This window comes from Nocardia sp. XZ_19_231 (assembly GCF_015355705.1).
In the GTDB taxonomy this organism is placed as follows: Bacteria; Actinomycetota; Actinomycetes; order Mycobacteriales; family Mycobacteriaceae; genus Nocardia; species Nocardia salmonicida.
This window is the reverse complement of record NZ_JACUZI010000004.1, coordinates 160435-180611: the sequence shown is the minus strand read 5'-3', so window position 1 is coordinate 180611 and position 20177 is coordinate 160435. Positions and strand designations below refer to the sequence as shown.

The window sequence follows — 20177 nt, the reverse complement described above, 5'->3', positions numbered from 1 at the left end:
GGAAATCCAGTGAACTCTCCCGTGAAGTCGGCACTAGTGGTCGGCGCAGGCATCGGCGGTCTCACGGCCGTCGTGGCCCTGCGCCGAGCCGGAATCGATGTCGTGCTGTGCGAGCGTGGCCCGGAACTGCGCGCGGCCGGATTCGGCCTGTCGGTGCAGTCCAACGCCATGAACGCGCTGCGCACGCTCGACCTGGGCATCGACGAGGAACTGCTGCGCGTCGGCGGTCAAGCGCGATCGTTCACCTTCCGCCGACCCGACGGTTCGGACATGCGGCGGGTCGATGTGACCGAGATCGACGCCGAATTGGGCGCTCCCGCGGTCGCACTCGCCCGCAAGGACCTCCACGACGTGCTGCTGGCGGCATGCGGCGACGATCTGCGGGTCGAACTCGGCGCCGAGGCGGTCGGCTTCACCGAGACCGCCGACGCGGTGCAGGTCGAGTTCGCCGACGGGCGCACCCTCAGCGCCGATGTACTCATCGGCGCCGACGGCATCAACTCCGCGATCCGCGCCCAGCTGCACGGCGCCGAGGCGCCGCGGCCGGGCGAGTTCGTGTGCTGGCTGGCGCTGGTGCCGTTCGCGCACCCGGCGATCGAGCCGGGCGCCTCGATCCACTACTGGGGCAGGGGCATGCGCTTCGGCATCCACGACATCGGGCACGGCAATGTCTACTGGTGGGCCACCCTGACCACCACCGCCGAGCAGGCCGCCGACTGGCAGCACGGCAAGGACGATCTGCTGAGCAGATTCGCGGGCTGGGCACCGGAGATCATCGACATCATCACCGCCACTCCGGAATCCGACATTCTCGCGCTGCCCGCTCAGGACCGTCCGCCGCTGACCGAGTGGGGCAGCGGTCGGGTGACCCTGCTCGGCGACGCCGCCCACCCGATGCTCCCCAGCCTGGGCCAAGGCGCGAACTCGGCGATCGAGGACGCGGTGGTGCTCGCGCACGCGCTGGCCACCCACGACGACGCCCACACCGCGCTGCGGGTCTACGAACAGCGGCGAATTCCGCGCACCACGATGCTCGTCGACGGCTCCCGCAAGCTGGGCCGCCTCGAACAGACCCGCAATCGTGCGCTGATCGTCGTTCGCGACGGCTTCATCGCCAAGGGCAACGAGGCGAAGCTGCAGGCCAGTCTGGCCGAACCGATGACCTGGCCCGGCCTGGGCGATCCCGAACCGGTCGCTGCGCTGCCCCGGCCGTTGTCCACACTCGAACGCTGGCATTGGACCGTGGACCAGGTTGCGCCGCTGTACATCGTGTCGCGGGTGCGCGTCACCGGCGATCTCGACGCGGACGCGGTCCGCGCCGGGCTGGCCGCGCTGACTCGGCGGCATCCGATGCTGCACGCCGTGGTGCGCAGCGACGACGGCCGTCGGCCACGCTTCGTTCCGATCGCGATGCGGCCGATTCCGTTGCGTGAGGTGACATCCGGGGACTGGACCGCCGAGGTCGACACCGAGTTGCGGACACGATTCGACCCGGCCGCGCCGCTGCTGCGCGCCACCTTGATCACCGCCGCGCCCGGCGTCCACGACCTGGTGCTGACCTCCACCTACACCATCGCCGACGCGGTGACCGTGCTGTCGTTCGCCCGGCAGGTGCTCGAGCTCGCCGCCGAAGCCGGCGGCTGGGTCGCCGAGGTGCCCGCGCCACCCTCCCCGGAAGCCTTGTTCCCCCGGCCTTTCCAAGGCTGGCGGGGCAAGCGCAAGGCCATCGCCCGGCTGGCGGCTGATGGGTTGCGCGATCTTCGGGTCAAGCCGGTACGGGTCAGCGCCGGGGCCGAAGTCGCACCCACGCAGCGTTTCACCAAGCTGACGCGGCGGGTCGTGGACGGAACCGAGTACCGCGCGCTCCTGGCCGCCTGCGATGAACACGACGTACCGCTGTCGAGTGTGGTCGCCGCCGCACTCGCCCGCGCGGCGGGCAACGATGCCGGTGCACCGGAAGCCCACTTCCCGGTCGGCGTCTCGGTACTGTTCCGCGAGCAACTCGAGCGACCGCTCGACGCCACCCACACCGGCGCCTACCAGGCGATGATCGCGCTGCCGACACCGGCAGGACAGCCGCTCTGGAAGACCGCCACCGCGTTCGCCGTCGACTTCGCGAGTCGTATCGAACAGCGCCAACACCTGGCCAACCTGGGTGGAATCGGCTTCATGGTGCCCAAGACACCGTCGCAACCGGAGAAGGTGGTGAGCCTGCTGGACGCTCGTGGGCCGGGCAACCTGTGCCTGACCTTCGTCGACACTCGCGACTTTCCCGCCCGCATCGGTGAGTGGGAGGTCTCCGGCGCCGAAGTCGTCTCCGGTATGTCGATCAGCGGTCTGATGATGCTGACAGTCGGCCACGGCACCGACGAATTGTCGTTGAACCTCGGCTACATCGAGGGACTGCTGTCGTCCGAACGCGCGGAGGCACTGATCGACACCCTCGTCGACGCTCTGCTCAGCCTGGTTTCCGCGCCGGAAGTCGCTGCCGTGCACTGAGTTCCGCGCGGTTCCCTGAGCAGGTGACTGCTCAGGGAACCGCCGGCGGGCGCTCGGGGACCAGGAGGGTGCTGATCGCCGTGCCGATGCCGACGGCGTTGTTCTGGTTCGAGTTGGAAGCCGGGCCCAGGGTGGCGTAGACGACGACGGTCGTCTCGGTTTTCGTGTCGTAGAAGGCGACGCCGTCGTAGCCGCCGTAGGACGGGTTCATGAACAGCCAGTCGGCGAGATGGACCACGCCGAAGGCGAAGTATTTTTCTGTGGTGAAGGGGCCGAGGCCGGCGGTCGAGGGGCCCATCATCTGCTGGAACTGGTCGGGGGTGAGTCGTTCGCCCGTGCCGAGGGCGCGGACCCAGCGGCCGACATCGGCGACGGTGGAGTTCATGTTGCCACTGTGCAGGAAGGCGGTGGGGTTCCAGAAGGTGGAGTCTTCGAAGAAGTTTCGTTCGTTGGTGTAGCCGTGCAGGATCGGTTCGTCGATCTGTGGGTTGAGTACTACTGTGCTGGCGTGCATCCCCAGCGGGACGGTGATGTGTTCGGCGATCAGCTCGCCCAGTGGCTTGCCTGCCGCCTTCTGCAGGACTTCGCCGAGCACGACCAGATCGCTGTGGGCGTAGGCGAAGCTGGTGCCCGGCTCGAACAGTGGTGGGCGGGCGTTGGCGCGCTCGAGCAGTTGCGGTGCGGTCCACTCGCGGATCGGGTTCTCGCCGAAGATCTTCAGGAACTCCGGTTCGGTCACATAGTCGGAGATCCCGGAGGTGCTGTCGGCGAGCATCCGCGGGGTGATCTTGTCGGCGCGTGGGAAATCGGGCAGCCAGCGAGCGATGGGTTCGTCGAGTTTCAGCACGCCCTGCCCGTCGAGTCGCCACAGGACCGTGGACAGCATGGGTTCCATCGGCTGGCCCACCCGCAATCGCATATCCGTGGTCGCGGGCACACCGAGCGGTGATCCGCCCAGCGCCCCGAGAGCGATCTGATCCTCGCCTCGCCATGCGCCGTAGACCACGGAACTGAGGTCGAGTTCGCTCATCTCGGTGCGCACGATGTCGGCGATCTTCGCCGCCTCGGCGCTGTCGACCGGTGAGGAACCGTCGGACTTCTCCTGCGTAGTGCAGCCGCCCGCGGCGATGGCGAGCACGACCGCGAGCATCGCACCTGCTCTGCGGCATCGGCGATGCCTGGGCGACTCGCTCATGACAGAGATCCCTTCGTCGAGGAACACTCACGATCAGCAGCGATGCCGAATCTACGCCTCCACGGAGCTCAATCGGCTCAGACTCGCGAGCTGTTCGAAGCTGTCGAACGGGCCAACCACGAGGTCGGACCGTGCGGCGTCGGCGGACAGCCCGGGCGCTGTTCAGCGCACGGAGCGAATCGGCACGACGGCGAGTGCCCCCAGCACCGAGAGCAGACCACCGAGAACGAACAGCGGTGCGTAGCCGACCAGGCTGACCACCGCCGACGCCACGAACGGCGCGAGAATCTGCGGGCCCGCGCTGGCGATATTCAGCACGCCCATATCGCGGGCGGCGTCCTCGGCTTTGGGCAGCACCATCGTGACCAGGGCGGTGTCCACGGCCATGAAGCATCCGAACGCCATGCCGTTCAGCACGGAAAAGGCGATCATGCCGCCCCAGGTCGAACTGAACACCGGGATCAGCAGCGCCACGGCCGCCAGCAGCGACGAGATCGCCACGAAGGGTTTACGGCGGTCCAGCCGGTCGGACAGAACGCCGCCGACGATCGTCGACAGCGTCATTCCCACCGCGGAAATGGGCGTGAGAACAGCTACCGCGGTAGCGGGTTTCATTCCCTCCGGGAGCCGGATGTGGTCCTGCAGGATATAGAGCTGATAGCCCACCACACAGAAGTAGCCGAGTACCAGCAGAGCACGGCCGATGAACGCCCAGCGGAAGTCGTGCTCGCGCAACACACTCAGGAACGCCGCCGCCTGAGCACGCAGGGGCACAGCCTTTTTGGGTGCCATTCGTTGTTCACGCGCGCCGGCGGTGAAGATCACCGCGGCCACGGCGACCAGCACGCCGAGGGCGAGATAACCGGCGCTGTAGTGGTCGGCGGCGACGGAGGCCAGCACCACGCCGATCACCGATCCCAGTGGGACGCCGAGACCGACCGCCGCCGAGGCTGTTCCACGGCGTTCGACGGGCACTCGATCCGGGACGACCGAGGTGATGGCGGCCTGATAGACATTCATGACCGCTTGCCCCACGCACCAGGCGATGGCTACCAGCAGCACCGTGTGCATGTTGCCGAGCAGCGCCATGGCGGCGATCGTGCCGAGGCCACCGGCGAGAATCCACGGATTGCGCCGACCGGAGCGATCCGACAGCGCACCCGCGACCGGGTTGAACACGGTAGCGAAGACCGCGGCGACACCGGCGACCAGCCCGAGGTTGGCGATCTTGTTCGCCGGGTCGATGTGCTCGATCTGCAGCGGCAGCAGCACACCACCGACACCGGAGTACAGCGCGTACATCGCGGCATTGCCGACGAAGAGAAGAGGCAGCAACCTCTTGGTGGGAGTAATTGCGGTAGAAGGCGTTTCGTCGACAGAGAAATTGGCATCAGTGTTCGCCACGGTGAAATCCAGGGTGTGAGAGAAAAGCGTGAACAGGAAGTTCGCCGCGGCTTCATCGAGAACGATCGACGCGAAGGTCCCTCGCCTCAGCCGCCTCGTCGTCCCGGGATTGCGCGGCCGGGACGACGAGGTGGCTCGCCACATGGACGAGGGGTTGTATCAGCTGATTTCAGCGGTGAGCGGGAGTGCGGATACCGAGGTACCGACGTGCAGGGTGAATGCGCCCGGTTCGACGCCCCAGCCCTGTTCGGTCCAATGCTCGAAGGAGCGCTGCGGCAATTCGATGGTGGCGGTGACGGTTTCGCCCGCACCGGCCTCGACCGCGGCGAAGCCCGCGAGCCAACGCACCGGACGGTCGATGGCGCTGTCCGCGCGGGACAGATACGCCTGCACCACCTGGCGGCCCGAACGCTCGCCGATATTGCGGAGGGTGACGGTGGCGGTGTGACCGCTCACGGTCAGGTCCACCAGTTCCCAGCTGGTGTAGCCGAGCCCGTGCCCGAACGGATAGGCCGGAGCCACCCCGGATTTCAGCCAGGCGCGATAGCCGATGTGAATGCCCTCGGTGTAGGGCAGGGCGTTGTCGGCGGCGGGCTTGGTGTCCAGGACCGGCACGTCGGCCATGACCTTGGGCCAGGTGGTGGGCAGGCGGCCGCCGGGCTCGGTGGCGCCGGTGAGGACATCGGCGAGCGCATCGCCGAATTCCTGACCCGGGAACCACGAAAGCAGGACGGCGGCGACATCATCCCGCCACGGCATCTCCACCGGCGCACCGGAATTGACGACCACGATCGTGCGCGGGTTCACCGCGGCCACCGCCGCCACCAGCTCGTTCTGGCGGCCGGGCAGCGACAGATCCTTGCGGTCGTAACCCTCGGATTCGATCGCCTCGGTGGTACCGACCACGACCACGGCGACCTCGGAGGTCCGTGCCAGTTCCACCGCGGCGGCGAACTCTTCGTCGGCGGAGCGGCGCGGGCGACCGATGCCGAAGGTGAGGCCCATGGCGGGCAGACCCTTGTCGAGCGCGGGAACCAGTTCGATGAGCACGTCGACCTCTTCGCCCTCGGCGAGGGTGCGGCTGACCCAGCGCTGCGGCGGATTCAGCAACATCTCGACCGGATCGCCGCCCTCGGGGAAGACGGTCTCGCTGTGCACGGTCTCACCGTCGAGCTCCAGACGCAGCGTGCCGACACCCGCGTAGCCGATCCGCCACTCCCCCGCCGCATCGGCACGCAGGCGACCACGGATCTCGAAGGACTTGGCCTGCACGGCGAAGGGTGTGCCGAAGAGCATGAGATTGCCCGCGGTGCGGTGCTCGGAATTCAGGACCGTCTCACCGTCGAGGAAGCGCAGGTTCACGCCCGCCGTGCCGGTCTCCGGATCGGTGACCAGATCCAGCGGCACAGCGATCATGTTCTCGTTGAGGTGAACGCCCGGCGTGTACATCACCGGCAGCACCTCGCGCAGGCCCTGTAGCGGCGAACTCGTATGCGATGGAACGACTGTCGAGCTACCACCGCCACCGAAGCGCGGCTCCGCGGCGGCCGCGCCCAGCAGTGCGACCTGGGCGGGCTCGCTCAGCGGCAGTACACCGTCGTTGGTGGCCAGCACCATCGCCTTGGCGGCGGCGTCTCGGACCAACCGGCGCGCCGCCTCATCGGTGAAAGCCGGTGGCTGCTGCGGAGTTCCACCGAGTGCACCCACCCGCTGCGCGAAACGCAATATGCGGCGCACTTTTTCGTCGATGGCAGCCTCAGGAACCTCACCCCGACGGACCGCTTCGATCAGTGGCGCGGCCCAGAGTTCCCACGGGCCCGGCATGGCCAGGTCGGTACCCTTGGCGGCGCCCTCGGTGGAGCGCACGGCGGTCCAGTCCGAGACCACCACACCGTCGAAGCCCCACTCGCCCTTCAACGGCTCGTCCAGCAAGGGGTTTTCGGTCATGGTGACGCCGTTGACGGAGTTGTATCCGTCCATGATCATCCACGCGCCCGCGTCCACCGACCGTTCGAACGGGTAGAGGTACAGCTCGCGCAGGGTGCGATCGTCGACGATCACGTCGGCGGTGAAGCGCTCGGTTTCGGAGTCGTTGGCCACGTAGTGCTTCGGGCACGCGCTGACGCCGTGATCCTGGACGCCGGTCACATAGGCAGCGGCCATCTCACCGGTGAGCATCGGATCCTCGGAGAAGCATTCGAAATGCCTTCCGCCGAGCGGGGATCGGTGCAGGTTGACGGTCGGGCCGAGCACCGCGTACACATTCTTGCGGCGCGCCTCGGCGGCGATGAGCCCACCGATCTCGGCGAGCAGCTCGCGATCCCAGGTGGCGCCCAGCGCCGAACCGGACGGCAGGCTCACCGAGGGGTCGCGCTCGTCCCAGGTCTCACCGCGCACACCGGAGGGTCCGTCGGAGACAGGCATCTCGGTCAGGCCGATGCTCTCATCGCCGGCGAGGCGGAAGACATTGGATCCGGAGATGAGCCGGATCTTGGCCTCGAGGTCCAGTTTGCCGAGGAGCTCTTCGATATTGTCGGTCATGCCAGCTCTTTCCAGAAGTTCACCAGATCGGCGGTTACCTGTGCGGGGACATCCTCGTTCGGCACATGTCCGATACCCGGGTACACCGCGGTCCTGGCCCGTAGCTGTCGAGCGAAGTTTTCGTGGACCTCGGGGTCCCACAGATCGTTCGTGTCGCCGTAGGCGACGAGCAACGGCACACCGGCATCACGCAGCGCGGCGGGATCGGCCAGCGGCGGGGTCTCCATGCATTTCAGAATGCCGAGGATGTTCGCCTTCTTGGTCTGCACGAGCCGGTTGTGCAGGAATTCGGCGCGCTCGGGCGACGGCGTCTGCCCGGCGGCGTCCATGGCATCGCTCATCTGCTGCCAGAGAAATTCCTGGCCGGCGGATTCCACCACCTGCGCCACCAGCTGCGGCGGCGAGAATTTGATGTCCTCGACCGAGGAGGGACCCGAGGCCAGCAGCGTGAGGCTGCGGAATCGTGCGGGCTCGTCGACCACGCTGACACGGGAGACGTAACCGCCGAAGGAGTGCCCGACCAGATGCACGGGCGAGTCCGGCGAGACCTGATCGACAACACCGCGCAGGTCGCAGACGAAATCGTCCATCGTGTAGCCGGCGATATCGTCGGGCCCCTCGGACTGCCATTGGCCGCGCTGGTCGTAGGCGACCGCGCGATACCCGGCCGCCGCGAGCAGCGGGAGCATGAATTCGAAGTCTTCCTTGGAGCCGGTGAAGCCCGGCACCAGCACCACGGTGCCCAGGTTCGGCGTACCCAGGGGCGGGTTGACCTCCCATCCGGCGAGCGCACCCGCACCCCCTTGCAGCGTGATCGATTCCATCGGCATCTCGGTGCCCTGAGTCATCGGCTGTCCTTCCTCGCACATCCCGTCTCGGTACGGCTGGCACGAGTGTGCCAGCGGACAACCAGTTTACCGAGTGGTCACTCGGTACTGTGATCTGTTCGTTATCTCACTGGTTTTGCGGGTCCCCACGTTCGACTACTGTCGCTGCTCATGACGCCGCATCCCCAACGCCGGAGACGGGGTGAGGACCGCCGCGAGCAGATCATCGACCAGGCGCTCGGGAGCTTCGCCGAAAACGGCTACCACAACTCCTCGATCGCCGACATCGCCACACGCTGCGGACTTTCCCAGCCCGGCCTGCTGCACTACTTCCCGAACAAGGCGGCCCTACTCGCCGCGGTCCTGGATTACCGCGATCGCCTCGACTACGACCGCCTCGGCATGAACCGCCAACTACGCGGCAAAGAAGCCCTACAACAACTGGTCCGACTGGTCGAGCACAACATGCACGTCCCCGGCCTCGTCCAACTCTTCACCGTCGTCACCAGCGAAGCCGTCACCAGCGACCACCCAGCCCGCGCCTGGGTGGTCAATCGCTACCGCATCCTGGAGACCTACCTGGCCGGCGCCCTCGACGGCGGCGTCACAGACGGAACCTTCCGGCCCGACATCGACACCCCCGCCGTAGCCCGCCAGATCTCGGCCATGATGGACGGCCTGCAATTGCAGTGGCTCCTCGACCCCGAGCGCGTCGACATGGCCGAGCTCTTCCGCACCTACATCGACGACTTGACCACCCAACTGTCGACGTAGGTATCGAGTTCGACGGAGTCCTCGCACTCCCTGCACTCGATGGTTTCGTCGGCACCCTCGATGCGCGCAGTACACCGCACCTAGTCGCCAGGCCAAAAGATTGCCGCTATGAGCACAATCGTCGGAACGGCGAAGGCGATCGCCAGGCCGATCGTCATCAAAGGTCCGCACTGAAACCGACAGCTGGAGGTGCGACGCTCTGAACGTCACATTCTTCTGCTGCTGTCAGGTAGGCGTCCAGGTTCTCCAACGTCCCCGTGACGACAACCCGCCACGGGCTTTCCAGCTGGAACCCTCCAGGGGATGAGCGAACACGCATAGAGCGGAGCGCGGCTCGTTCGTTCAACGACTCGACCGTAGGCCGAACTGGCTCCGTCATGACGCCCTCCACTCCCGGCACTCGAACCGTTCCAACGCTTCGAGCAACCGCCGGATCACGGCCGGGGGTGCTACCTCGATCGGGTGTAGACGCTTCGTGTCGTGCTGGCGCTGTGGGAACACGGTGCTATACCGGGGCATCATGAGTTCATGCACACGGGCAAGCTCATTCGCGATTTGCGAGACGCGCGCGGGTGGTCGCAAAGTCGGCTTGCGTACGAACTCGGGCAGCACTCGGGGCAACCGATTACGCGGGAATACATTTCGCGTCGGTGGGAGTCGTGTAAGTCGGTGCCGTCGCCGTTCTGGCTCAGGCACCTAGCCGCCGTCTTAGATGTTCCCCTTGCTGTGATGGAGTCCGATACCGTGCAACGCCGACAGTTCCTATCCACGATGGCCGCTACCGCGGTGGCCCCCGTTGTCGCCTCTGATCTACTCGCAGAGGGGTTCTCGGCACGTCTGAGGGGCGCGGGCCCCTCGGTCGACCGATGGGCCCACACGCTCACCGGGTACGGAGCTGACTACATGACATCCGGGGCCGCCGAGATTCAACAGCGGCTAGCGATTGACCTTGCGGTGATTCAGCAGCAGTGCGATACCCCGCAGATGTGGACTCATGCCGCACGGCTGATGACGTTGTTCGCCAAGACATTTCCGGGTTCAGACGGATCGAAAGCGGTGACTTGGTATCGCATGGCGGCTGAGTCCGCCGACCATTCCGGCGACGTCGACACTCGGGTTTGGGTCCGAGGTCGGGCCGCTATCGCTCTGGGCTACGAAGGTGCGTCGCTTCCCATTGCTGACATGTTCGCCGACCAAGCCCTAGCCATCTCCGACCAGCCGTCACTGGGACGGCTGAACGCGTTGTACGGCAAGGCTCACGCCGCCGCCATCATGGGTGATGCCGACACAGCGCGAGCCCTCGACATCGAGGGCCGCAGGGTCTTCGACCAAGCCGGCTCAGAAGATGGCGAAGCCTCCGACTACGCCGTGCCGCATTGGCGGCTAGGTGTTTTCCGGTCCCTGCTGCGCGCTCGTCTCGGTGACGAGACCGAAGCCGTTGACGCACAGGACGAAGCCCGGCGGGAGCTTCCAGCCACCCTCCCACGTTTTCAAACGCACCTGGAGATGCACCGCGGATTGATGCTCGTCCGCGCCGGCGATCACGAAGCCGGGGTGGTGTACGCACAGACAGCGCTAGATGCTCTGCCACCCGAAAAGCATTCGCTCACACTGCGAATGCTCATGGATGAGATAACCCGCTGACAGCGACTCCAGGAAATGCTGAATCTCAGGGTCCAGGTTCGCGCCCCGTACGAGCCGCTCGGCTACCTCACCCGGCAACTGCGCGACCGCTACCCCAAGGCCGGTACTTCGCCGTCTTTGGCGCATAACCAAAGACCGCCGATTGGGCGTCGATAGCTTCGATGACCTGACCGGCGCCAAGATTATGCGTACGGCAGAATTCTAAGCCATTTTCATTGCCGCAACGATGGGCCCGCCCGGCATTGAACCACCATTGGAGTTGCGCTAGATTCGAGCAAAGGTGACCTTCGCATGAGTGATCAGAACACGACCGAGCTGGCGCAGCACATTACCGGCATGGTGACAACCATGATGGCCGAGATACGGCCCCGCCTTGTGGAAGCCGCACTGACCGGGCGCCGCTCGGAGACTGAAAATGTCCGCCACGAGGACAACTTCTTGTCGGAGTACGACTTGTGGATGCACGGACGCTACAAGGAACTTCTGTCCGAGTATTTACCGTCATTCATATACGCATCAGAAGAGGCCGATCCGCAAGTCATTGGAAGTGACCCGGAACCAGACTTGTGCGTCCTCGTCGATCCGTTGGATACAAGCGAATTGGCCGTTCGATCCCTGCACGGATACACCCACATCATGGTCTACTCACGGTCGCTGAAGCGACCTATCATTGCGGTAGTCGGCGAAATATTTCATCATGTTCAGTTGTACGTAGCCATGCGAGAAAGCGATGGTTCCGATCACGCCTTTATGGTCACTGCGAGCGGAGACCGCCACACGCTGAACCGGCCTTCGAACGCCCGACTTTCCCATGCGCTGGTTACGAACTACATGATGCGACCAGATGAGCGGTTTCACCCCTTGGCAAAGCAGCAACGATTTTTTGATGCACTGAGCGCGGAATCGGAAGATGGTAAAAGAAGAGGGCGCATCGGGGTTGATTTCGGCTCTGTCAGTTTGTGCCACGTCGCTGCGGGATTCACTGATGCAACCGTGGAGTTCGCCAAGGGATTTGCCGTTTGGGATCTGTCGCCCGGACATTACATTCTGCATGCAGCCGGGGGTGTGACGATCGATCTTGATGGTAATCCGATCTCGCTGGATTCTGGACTCAACAGCACGCCCGAGATCAACAAGGCGATGGGTACACGCCGGAAGTTCATCGCCGCCGGCAATCGAGCCCTCGCAGATGAGATACGCGAAGCCATTCAGCAGTGACATCGGGCGTCACTTCGACTCGCCTACCACTCGATTCCGTGACGGCGTTGGGCCCTGGCAGTCCGCCGAACGCCGCCCTGCCGTGGCAGGGCGGACCCGGGTCGTCGGGCACAAGGCGGGCAAACCGGAGCTGGGCTGCCCGCAGAAGTCGTTCACGCTCATGGAGAGCTGGTCGCCGGACCTATTGCTCGATGAGCTGATCAATCTCCGATGCAGCGTGCCCCTTTGATACCGACGGCAAGTTCGGACCCATCGGCGGAGACAACGGAGACGCTGTTCACGTCCTCGGTGTAGGCGACAGTTGCTGCCGCAGTACAGATTCGGAGTGCGGTCTGAGCACTGGTCGGATCGTCGGCCAGGTTCGTCTCGATGTTGACGGCGGTGCATTGGCCGGTTATCGAGACTCGGGTGATGGCGAACTCGGAGACGGCGTTCCTGATCTGATCGACGTCGCCGCACCCGTCGCCGGTCGGCTGGGGACTCGCAGTAGATGACGCTGATGCCGGTACCCCGGTCGAGGTGTCCGATGTGCTCGCGCACGCGGCCGACATGCCCAGTGCCGCGCAGACAGCGAACCATCGCAACGCACTGTTCATCACGTGGTCTGCGCGTCGATGAGCGTGCCGGTCGCGTGTACGACGTCGAGATGCTCTACCACCGGCTCGCCCGGGCGGTGACCGGCGAAGGCGGTGTCGACGGCGGGATGGATGCGATCTTCGAAGGCGCGTGAGCAGTGCGCCTCGGATTCCCACACGTCGATGTAGCGCAGGCCGCCGTCGGCGCGGCGCACGCACAGGTGGAGGAGCGAGCCGTCGAGCGGCTCAGGACCGAGTTCTTCGATGATCCGGCGGTAGAGCTCCTCACCGATAGGGACGTCTTGAATGTAGGCGTAGACCATGGCCGTATCCCTTCTGAATTGATCCGAATCAGTCTCGGATCAATACTGGGTAGGATAGGCGTCCATGGACGAGAACGTCAAGGTCGGCAAGCGTCGATACAACGCCCCGCGGCGCGCCGCGCAGGCGGCGGATACGCGTCATGCGATCCTCGACGCCGCGCGGCGCTTGTTCGTTCAGAACGGGTACGCCGCCACCACCGTGAGCGAGATCGCCACGGAGGCAGGCGTTTCCGTCGACACTGTCTATGCGTCCATCGGTCGCAAGCCGGTGCTGCTCCGAGAACTTGTCGAGACCGCCCTCTCCGGCACGGACCAAGCGATTCCGGCCCAGCAGCGGGAGTACGTTCGCGCGATCGGCGAGGCGAGATCGGCCGAAGACAAGATCGCGATCTACGCCAACGCGCTGGCCGCGATCCAGCAACGGCTCGCGCCGATCTTCCTCGCCCTGCGCGATGCCGCGACGACCGACGCGTCCTGCGCCCGGGTATGGGCGGAAATCGGCGATCGGCGTGCCGCCAACATGCGTCAGTTCGCGGCCGACCTGCGCAGTACGGGGCAGTTGCGCGAGGATCTGTCCGACGACGAGGTAGCCGACATCCTCTGGAGTATGAACGCGACCGAATACTGGGTGCTCCTTGTCGGCGAACGCCGTTGGACGGCAGAGCGCTTCCGAGACTGGATTATCGACGCATGGACCCGCTCGCTGTTGACCGACCCCGAGGCGCCCCGCGCCTGAGCTGCTACCCCATCGGGGTGAGCCGGTGTTCGGGGACTGTCGAGGTGGCGGCGGTGTGCCATGATCGGCAGGGTGAACAATGTGGGCGATTCCGCATTCGATCGAGCCGAGTTCGATCAGCTCGTCGGCTCGCTGCGCGCGGAGTTGCACGTGCACTGCTATCGACTCCTCGGCTCGGTGCACGACGCCGACGATGCCCTGCAAGAGGCGATGCTGCGCGCCTGGCGTTCCCGGGCGAATCTCACCGACCCACAGAAGTTCCGGCCGTGGCTGTACAAGATCGCTACGAACCGGTGCCTGACCATGCTCGAGCAGCGCGGACGCCGCGAACTGCCGATGGACAGCGCACCGAATGATCCTGCGGCCGAACGAATCTGGCTCGATCCCTTTCCGGGCGTCGGCGCGGGCGAGCCGGGGCCGGAGGCTCGCTATACTGCGAGGGAGGCCGTGGAATTGGCTTTTGTGGCAATGATCCAGCAGCTGCCAGGACTCCAGCGCGGTGTCTTGATCCTGCGCGATGTCCTCGGCTTCACCGCACACGAGACAGCCGAATTGCTCGACGTGACTGTCGCGTCGGCCAACAGTGCCCTGCAACGCGCTCGAGCGCGCGCCGAACGGGACGCGTCCACACCGTCACAGGACCCGGGTGATCCACGGACTCGTCACCTCGCCCAGCGCTACGCGGCCGCGTGGGAGGCCGCCGACGTGGACGGCATCGTCGAACTTCTCGCCGCCGACGCCAGGTACGCCATGCCACCGCTGCCCGAATGGTATGCCGGGCAGACGGCCATCCGAGACTTCCTGCTGGCCGAGCCGTTGCGCTGGCGCTGGCGCTTCCTGCCCACCGTGGCCAATGGCCAACCAGCCTTCGGCACCTATTCATGGGATGCCGAGAGCCGCGTTTTCGCCGCCATGGCACTCGATGTGCTGGTGGTGCGCGACGGCGCGATCACCGAAGTGGTGTCGTTCCTCGATCCGACGCTGTTCCCCCGTTTCGCGCTTCCGGGCACCGTGTCCGACTGATTTCCCGCCCGACGATTATTTCGGCACCCATCGCAGGGTCATATGAGCAGTGGGACGTTCCCACCGGCCGAGACCCGAGAGCCTCGGCACATCGAAGGGAGACCGACATGTCGGAAGACCAGGCCCAGATCCGCACACTGGTGCACGCGTGGGCGAGCGCCGTCCGCGACCGTGACCTCGACCGCGTACTGGCCGACCACACCGCTGACATCGTCATGTTCGATGTTCCGCCGCCGCAGAACGGGGTCCGCGGTATCGACGCCTATCGGGAAACCTGGCCGCCTTTCTTCACCTGGCTGGCGCGCGGCGCGGAGTTCGACATCGTCGAACTCGACGTAACCGCGGGAGCCGACGTCGCTTACGCGAACGCTCTGCTGCGTTGTGGCACTCCGGAACACTTTGCTGCACAACCGGATACGCGCTTGCGCCTCACTCTTGGCCTTCGCAAGGAGCACGGACGCTGGGTTATCGCGCACGAACACCACTCGTTCCCAGACACAACCGTCACAGACACATAGCCGCCTCAGGGCCCAAGACTATGAGTACTACACGGGCACCCTCGTCAGCTCTACGGCGAGGTCTGAGGGTCTGTCGGACCAGCCACCGCCCGGCCGGGGCCGAAGCCGCGGCCGGGCGGTGGCATGAAAACCAATCGCACGTGGCGTCAGCAGTCTCGGTCCGCGGCCAGCGCCGCGAGCAGGTCCAGGTCTGCCAGGGCTCCGGCGTCGGACCCGACCTGCGAGATCGTCGACATCGCTTCCTCGTACAGCTGTCGCGCCTGCAGGCGGCTCCATTCCCGCCCGCCTGCGGCTTCGATCAGCTCGGCGGCGCGCACCAATTCGCTGTCGTCGAGCGGCTTTTCGCGGAGGTAGAGGTCGGCGAGCGCGCCCGCTTCAGGGGTGTTCGAGCGCAGTGCGAACACCACCGGCAGCGACTTCTTGCGACTGCGCAGGTCGGAGAACACCGATTTGCCGGTGACGTGTGGGTCGCCCCAGATGCCGAGCAGGTCGTCGGTGTGCTGGAAGGCACGGCCGAGGCGCCTGCCGAACTCTTGCAGGTGCAGGAGCTCACCGGAGTCCGCGTTTCCGAACAGGCCACCGAGCGCGGCCGAACATCCGAACAGCGCCCCGGTCTTCTGGTCGACCATGGTGAGGCATTCGTCGACCTCGACATCGGTGCGCCGCTCGAATCCCAGGTCGGCGCACTGGCCCTCGACGAGGTGCAGCACCGAGCGGCTCATCAGGTTCGTCGCTTCGACGATCGGTGAGTGCGGCTCCGCGGCGAGTAGGGAATAGGCCTGGGCGACCAGCGCGTCGCCGGCGAGGATGGCAGGACCGATCCCGAAAGCGGTCCACGCGGTCGGGCGGTGCCGTCGGGTGGTGTCTCGGTCCATCACGTCGTCGTGGAGCAACGAAAAGTTGTGCACCAGTTCGACCGCGACGGCCGCGCGCACGGCAGCCGCCACGTCACCGCCGGTCAGCCGGGCGGCCGACAGAACAAGCGCGGGGCGAATCGCCTTGCCGCCGTCGTGTTTTTCCGGCCGCCCTGTCGGGTCCCACCAGCCGAAGTGGTATCCGACGATGGTGCGAACCGTGGCAGGCATCATCTGCACGGTGGCGTGCAGGGTGGCGGAGCAGGCCTCGCGACATTGATCGAGTATGTCGGCGGCCGTGCGTGGGCTCGGTGACACCGCGGGTGCTGGCACAGGTGCCTGCGCCAGGATCGGCGTGGTCGCGGCCTGCGGCGTGCTCATCGGTTCACCTGCACTTCGGTCAGCGCACCGAGGGCGTCTGGAACAAGAACGGCCGCAGCATGATTGGCGCTGATGAGGTAGGAGGAGATCGCCCGGTCGTCGATGCCGGTGAAGCGGACGTTGATGCCTGGCTCGACTTCGTCGGGCAGGCCGGTCTGGCGCAGGCCGATCACCCCGTCGTCGGATTCACCGATCCGCATCGCCAATATCGTGCTGGTCCCGCTCGGCGAAATCGGGATCTTGTCCGAGGGCAGGAGCGGCACATTGCGCCACGCGTGCACCCGCTTTCCCTCGATTTCGGTGGGATCCGGGTAGATGCCTCGGGCTGTGCACTCGTGGCCGAACTGGGCGATCACGCGGGGGTGGGCGAGGAAGAACGCGGTCTTACGACGGCGAGCCAGCAGGCGATCGAGGTCGTCGGGTGTCGGGCGGCCGGTGGCAGAACACAGCCGCTGACTCGGGTCGACGTTGTGCAGCAGGCCGTAGTCGTGGTGGGTCAGCAGGTCGCGTTCCTGGCGTTCCCGTAGCGCTGCTATCGACAGGCGCAGCTGCTGGTCGAGCTGGTTCATCGGCTTGTTGTAGAGGTCGGTGACCCGGGTGTGCACGCGCAGCAGCAGTTGCGCGATGCTGAGCTCGAGTTCGCGTGGTCGCTGGTCGTAGTCGACGTAGGTCCCGGGCAGGGTCGGCTCGCCCTGCTGGCCCGACAGCAGTCCGATCGCCGCCTGACCGTATTTGTCGGCACCGGTCCGTTCGGCGGCGACCACGGTTCCGAGGTCGGCGACGTGGGCGGCCAGACGGGGTTCACGGGCACACAATGCGTCGAACACCGCGCGCGGCAAGGCCAGTACCGTACAGGCGGTGTTCGCGATGGCCGTGTATTCCCAAATGGCTTGTCCACCGAGAAGAGTGGCTGCGCCGAGGTGGCTGCCGTCGTCGAGCACGTCGAGCTGTACCTGCTGGCCGTATTCGCCGGGGCCGGTCAGCACGACCCGGCCGTGGGCGAGCACATAGGCCGCGTCGATCTCGTTGCCGAACTCGCAGATCGTCTCCCCCGCCGCGAACTCCTGCTGCGTGAACAGGCGGGCGAGCTCGACCAAGGTGTCGTCGTCGTCGAAATCGCGCAGCGCCCGCAATTCGCGCAGTTCGGCCGGAATCACCTGATAGCGGCCGTTGGCCAGCGTGCAGGTGACGTATCCGTCCCCGACGGTGTAGGTCAGGCGCCGGTTGACCCGGTAGGTTCCGCCGTCGACCTCGACCCAGGGCAGCATGCGCAGCAGCCAGCGGGGCGTGATTCCTTGCATCTGCGGAACAGATTTGGTGGTGGTCGCCAGTGTGCGGGCGGCGGCGACACCGAAGGCGGTCGGTGGATTCTGGGCGGTGCTGGTCACGAGGAAGTCCTTCCCGGCGAGGTGGCATGGGTGGCGACGCGCGGACGAATGCGGGCGGCGGCGGTGCCGATGCCCGAGGGTCCCCACGTGTGGACCGGGCGGGCGGCAGTGTGCGATTGCCTGCCGACCGGGTAGTGCAGGTGCTCCGGGCGGTAGCGGCTGGTGCCGCGATGCCAGTGCAGGATGCCCGCGATCCAATCACGCAGTTCGTCGATGTAGCTGGTCAGCGCCGCGCGAGCGGTGTCGTCGAGCCGGTGGTGTTCGAACAGGACGGGCAATTCGTCATCGACGAGTCGCTGGAACTGTCGCATTCTGGCCCGCATCAGGTCGTCGACGACCTTGGCGGCGATGTCGCGATCGCAATCGAAGAACGACTCGACCACCAGGATCGCGTTATGCAACTCGGCTTCGTACTCGATCTCCTTCTGATAGGAGAAGAAGTCGTTGATCAAACAGCCGTAGTCCTGCGCGGCGTGTTCGATGCCGCGCATGGTGGTGGACTCGAACACCGCATCGGGTATCAGGCCGCCGCGGGCGATCTTCGACAGCGCGATCGTCAGATCCGAGCCGAAGGTGCGACGGCGCATCTCCAGGTAGTCGACCGGGTCGGGGACCCGATGCTGCATGTGGTTGGCCAGCTCCCACAACCAGCTTTCGGTCATGGATTCCACCGCTTGCCGGAACGTACCCCGAGCTGCCGGCGACATCGGCCGCGCGGTGCGCGACCACAGGTCAACCAGTGACCGTTCCAACGGATTGACTGGTGTACCAACCGCTTTCAGGTCCAACGGCATGAACGTCGACAGTCTGGCGTTGCATGTTTTCGCCCCGGCCATCGCGGCGGCACCCTGGGTGGGCGGGAAGACGGTGGGAAAGTAGTCGTCGCCCCAGGTCCCCCAGGTGAGCCACTCGGCCGACAGCGTCAGCGCCTCGATATCGGCGTCGGGATCCAAACCGGCTGAGCACAGCGCGAAATCGAACCCGACCGTGTCCTCGCGAGCCCACAACTGCCGCCCACCGAGCTCGGGCAGCGGGTCGTGGAATCCGACCTGTTGCGCCCACTCGATACTGGCCGCGCGCGCCACGGGCAGGTGCGGTGACAGACTCAGCTCGAACGGCACGTCGAAGTCCGGCAACGGCAATTGCCCGGTGCGGCGCAACGGAATCTGGCGGTGACTACGCACTCCGCCCGGCCCGGCCAGACCCTTCCAGAACCCGGGTCTGGCCAGTTCGGTGCCGAGCCCCGCGGGACCGAACGACATCGGTCCCGCCGCCGCGGAGCCGTTCATGTACCGATTGGACCGCAGATGCCATTCGTGGCCACCCGACTGCCAGTCCTGCAGACCTTGCGCATACGACAGCGTCGCCGCGCACTGCACCGCGTCCAGCCCGTGCTCGTCGAACAGCAGGGGCAGCTCGGTGAGCACGGTGTTCTCGAACTGGTGGATTCGCGAGGTGAGCTGGTCGTTGACGATATCGGCGGCCTGCTGCGGCGAACAGTCGAAGAACCGCTCCACCACCAGGACTCCGTTGTTCACCTCGCCTTCTTCCTCGGTCTCGCGTTGATACGAGAAGATGTCGTTGCGCAGGTGCACCGCGTCGGAAAAGGTGTCCTTGAGCACGCGCATCGGCCGGGTGCCGACGACGGCTTCGGGAATCTCGGTGCCGCGGGCGTACTCCACCAGATCGGCCGACCACGGTGCGCCGCCGACTCTGCGCCGCATCTCGATGTAGTCGATGGGGTTGGGAATCCGGGCGGTATTGATGTTGCCGATCTCCCAGACGCAGTCGAGCAGCAGGTTCCGGGTGCTTTCGCGGAACCGTTCCTGCCAGCCCTGCGACATCGACGGTACAGTCCGCGTCCACAGGTCGGCGAGACCGCGCTCATCGGGGTTGGTAGGTTCCGGCATCGCGGCACCGTCGGGCGGCATGAACGTGGCCAGGCGGTCGAGATATCGCCGTGCGCCGTCCATGTCGCCGGTGCGTTTGAATGCGTCGAGGAAGTGGTCGTCGAAGTAGAAGACCCAGGTGTACCAGTCGGTGACGGTGTCGAGCACCGGCGCGCTTGCTTCCGGATGGGTATAGGCGCACAGCCCGGCATAGTCCATGCCGTCGAAGCTCGCCTCCTCCCAGACCACGTCGCCGCCGACGGTGTCGCCGAGCATTCCCATCTCGTAGGCCCACTGTTTGGTATGTGCCCGTGCTTGTTCCACGTGCGCGTTCAGCCGCGCGGGATGAGCCACGTAGAACTCGGGCAGCTCGAAGGGCTGCACGATG

16 protein-coding genes and 1 pseudogene are annotated in these 20177 nt (G+C 65.9%); 8 read left to right on the top strand and 9 right to left on the bottom strand.

Annotation, left to right across the window (positions count from 1 at the left end; all coding sequences use genetic code 11):
• Positions 1–9 precede the first annotated feature (9 nt).
• Positions 10–2499 carry an FAD-dependent monooxygenase gene (locus tag IBJ82_RS19400; protein WP_194827370.1) on the top strand — a complete coding sequence of 830 codons (2490 nt, stop codon included), beginning with the start codon at positions 10–12 and terminating at the stop codon, positions 2497–2499.
• Positions 2500–2530: 31 nt separating this feature from the next.
• Here IBJ82_RS19400 and IBJ82_RS19395 read toward each other — a convergent pair whose 3' ends face one another.
• The 4 genes from IBJ82_RS19395 to IBJ82_RS19380 all read right to left on the bottom strand — a co-directional run bounded on the left by IBJ82_RS19395 (position 2531) and on the right by IBJ82_RS19380 (position 8487).
• Positions 2531–3694 (bottom strand): serine hydrolase, encoded by a 1164-nt coding sequence (locus IBJ82_RS19395; RefSeq protein WP_194827369.1) that lies wholly within the window; start codon positions 3692–3694, stop codon positions 2531–2533.
• A 162-nt stretch (positions 3695–3856) separates the two neighbouring features.
• Positions 3857–5098: an MFS transporter gene (locus IBJ82_RS19390; protein ID WP_370585386.1), complete on the bottom strand. Its 1242-nt coding sequence runs from the start codon at positions 5096–5098 to the stop codon at positions 3857–3859.
• Between the two features lie 159 nt (positions 5099–5257).
• A complete protein-coding gene (locus IBJ82_RS19385; RefSeq protein WP_194827367.1) occupies positions 5258–7639 on the bottom strand; it encodes a glycoside hydrolase family 3 protein in 2382 nt (793 codons plus the stop codon).
• Complete coding sequence (locus tag IBJ82_RS19380; RefSeq protein WP_194827366.1) at positions 7636–8487, bottom strand: alpha/beta fold hydrolase; 852 nt, start codon at positions 8485–8487, stop codon at positions 7636–7638. The genes IBJ82_RS19385 and IBJ82_RS19380 overlap by 4 nt, the downstream gene beginning before the upstream one ends.
• A 150-nt stretch (positions 8488–8637) precedes the next feature.
• Here IBJ82_RS19380 and IBJ82_RS19375 point away from each other — a divergent pair, with 150 nt between their 5' ends.
• From IBJ82_RS19375 to IBJ82_RS19365, 4 genes and pseudogenes are all read left to right on the top strand, one after another.
• Entirely contained in the window at positions 8638–9240 is a 603-nt protein-coding gene (locus IBJ82_RS19375; RefSeq protein ID WP_194827365.1) for a TetR/AcrR family transcriptional regulator, read from the top strand.
• 528 nt (positions 9241–9768) lie between these two features.
• A pseudogene (locus tag IBJ82_RS35395) lies at positions 9769–9960 on the top strand (helix-turn-helix domain-containing protein); the annotation flags it as partial.
• A 183-nt stretch (positions 9961–10143) separates the two neighbouring features.
• A complete protein-coding gene (locus tag IBJ82_RS19370) occupies positions 10144–10884 on the top strand; it encodes a DNA-binding protein (protein WP_228537412.1) in 741 nt (246 codons plus the stop codon).
• A 291-nt stretch (positions 10885–11175) separates the two neighbouring features.
• On the top strand, positions 11176–12102 hold the full coding sequence (locus IBJ82_RS19365; protein WP_194827363.1) for an inositol monophosphatase family protein: 927 nt from the start codon (positions 11176–11178) through the stop codon (positions 12100–12102).
• Between the two features lie 200 nt (positions 12103–12302).
• Here the strand turns inward: IBJ82_RS19365 and IBJ82_RS19360 are convergent, their stop codons facing one another.
• Both IBJ82_RS19360 and IBJ82_RS19355 read right to left on the bottom strand, forming a co-directional pair.
• A complete protein-coding gene (locus tag IBJ82_RS19360; protein WP_194827362.1) occupies positions 12303–12698 on the bottom strand; it encodes a hypothetical protein in 396 nt (131 codons plus the stop codon).
• On the bottom strand, positions 12698–13000 hold the full coding sequence (locus IBJ82_RS19355; protein ID WP_194827361.1) for a hypothetical protein: 303 nt from the start codon (positions 12998–13000) through the stop codon (positions 12698–12700). Before IBJ82_RS19355 ends, IBJ82_RS19360 begins: the two co-directional genes overlap by 1 nt.
• Before the next feature lie 64 nt (positions 13001–13064).
• Between IBJ82_RS19355 and IBJ82_RS19350 the strand changes: the two genes are divergently transcribed.
• The 3 genes from IBJ82_RS19350 to IBJ82_RS19340 all read left to right on the top strand — a co-directional run bounded on the left by IBJ82_RS19350 (position 13065) and on the right by IBJ82_RS19340 (position 15277).
• Positions 13065–13736: a TetR/AcrR family transcriptional regulator gene (locus IBJ82_RS19350; RefSeq protein WP_194827360.1), complete on the top strand. Its 672-nt coding sequence runs from the start codon at positions 13065–13067 to the stop codon at positions 13734–13736.
• 81 nt (positions 13737–13817) lie between these two features.
• Positions 13818–14759 (top strand): RNA polymerase subunit sigma-70, encoded by a 942-nt coding sequence (locus IBJ82_RS19345; protein ID WP_370585385.1) that lies wholly within the window; start codon positions 13818–13820, stop codon positions 14757–14759.
• Positions 14760–14866: 107 nt separating this feature from the next.
• The gene (locus tag IBJ82_RS19340; RefSeq protein WP_194827358.1) at positions 14867–15277 is read left to right on the top strand and encodes an SgcJ/EcaC family oxidoreductase; all 411 of its coding nucleotides are present in this window, start codon (positions 14867–14869) and stop codon (positions 15275–15277) included.
• Positions 15278–15423: 146 nt separating this feature from the next.
• Here the strand turns inward: IBJ82_RS19340 and IBJ82_RS19335 are convergent, their stop codons facing one another.
• From IBJ82_RS19335 to IBJ82_RS19325, 3 genes are read right to left on the bottom strand one after another with little or no spacing between them, the layout of a single operon-like run.
• Positions 15424–16512 carry a family 2 encapsulin nanocompartment cargo protein polyprenyl transferase gene (locus tag IBJ82_RS19335; RefSeq protein WP_194827357.1) on the bottom strand — a complete coding sequence of 363 codons (1089 nt, stop codon included), beginning with the start codon at positions 16510–16512 and terminating at the stop codon, positions 15424–15426.
• Positions 16509–17900: a family 2B encapsulin nanocompartment shell protein gene (locus tag IBJ82_RS19330; protein WP_370585384.1), complete on the bottom strand. Its 1392-nt coding sequence runs from the start codon at positions 17898–17900 to the stop codon at positions 16509–16511. Before IBJ82_RS19330 ends, IBJ82_RS19335 begins: the two co-directional genes overlap by 4 nt.
• Positions 17897–20173, bottom strand: coding sequence for a germacradienol/geosmin synthase (locus tag IBJ82_RS19325; RefSeq protein WP_370585383.1), 2277 nt, complete (start codon positions 20171–20173; stop codon positions 17897–17899). Before IBJ82_RS19325 ends, IBJ82_RS19330 begins: the two co-directional genes overlap by 4 nt.
• Positions 20174–20177: the final 4 nt, after the last annotated feature.

Excerpts from the sequence above, each read along its gene's own strand:
- IBJ82_RS19360 (WP_194827362.1), bottom strand. The coding sequence starts at position 12,698 with ATGAACAGTGCGTTGCGATGGTTCGCTGTCTGCGCGGCACTGGGCATG.
- IBJ82_RS19335 (WP_194827357.1), bottom strand. The coding sequence starts at position 16,512 with ATGAGCACGCCGCAGGCCGCGACCACGCCGATCCTGGCGCAGGCACCT.
- IBJ82_RS19385 (WP_194827367.1), bottom strand. The coding sequence starts at position 7,639 with ATGACCGACAATATCGAAGAGCTCCTCGGCAAACTGGACCTCGAGGCC.
- IBJ82_RS19340 (WP_194827358.1), top strand. The coding sequence starts at position 14,867 with ATGTCGGAAGACCAGGCCCAGATCCGCACACTGGTGCACGCGTGGGCG.
- IBJ82_RS19370 (WP_228537412.1), top strand. The coding sequence starts at position 10,144 with ATGACATCCGGGGCCGCCGAGATTCAACAGCGGCTAGCGATTGACCTT.
- IBJ82_RS19395 (WP_194827369.1), bottom strand. The coding sequence starts at position 3,694 with ATGAGCGAGTCGCCCAGGCATCGCCGATGCCGCAGAGCAGGTGCGATG.
- IBJ82_RS19365 (WP_194827363.1), top strand. The coding sequence starts at position 11,176 with ATGAGTGATCAGAACACGACCGAGCTGGCGCAGCACATTACCGGCATG.
- IBJ82_RS19350 (WP_194827360.1), top strand. The coding sequence starts at position 13,065 with ATGGACGAGAACGTCAAGGTCGGCAAGCGTCGATACAACGCCCCGCGG.
- IBJ82_RS19355 (WP_194827361.1), bottom strand. The coding sequence starts at position 13,000 with ATGGTCTACGCCTACATTCAAGACGTCCCTATCGGTGAGGAGCTCTAC.
- IBJ82_RS19380 (WP_194827366.1), bottom strand. The coding sequence starts at position 8,487 with ATGACTCAGGGCACCGAGATGCCGATGGAATCGATCACGCTGCAAGGG.
- IBJ82_RS19375 (WP_194827365.1), top strand. The coding sequence starts at position 8,638 with ATGACGCCGCATCCCCAACGCCGGAGACGGGGTGAGGACCGCCGCGAG.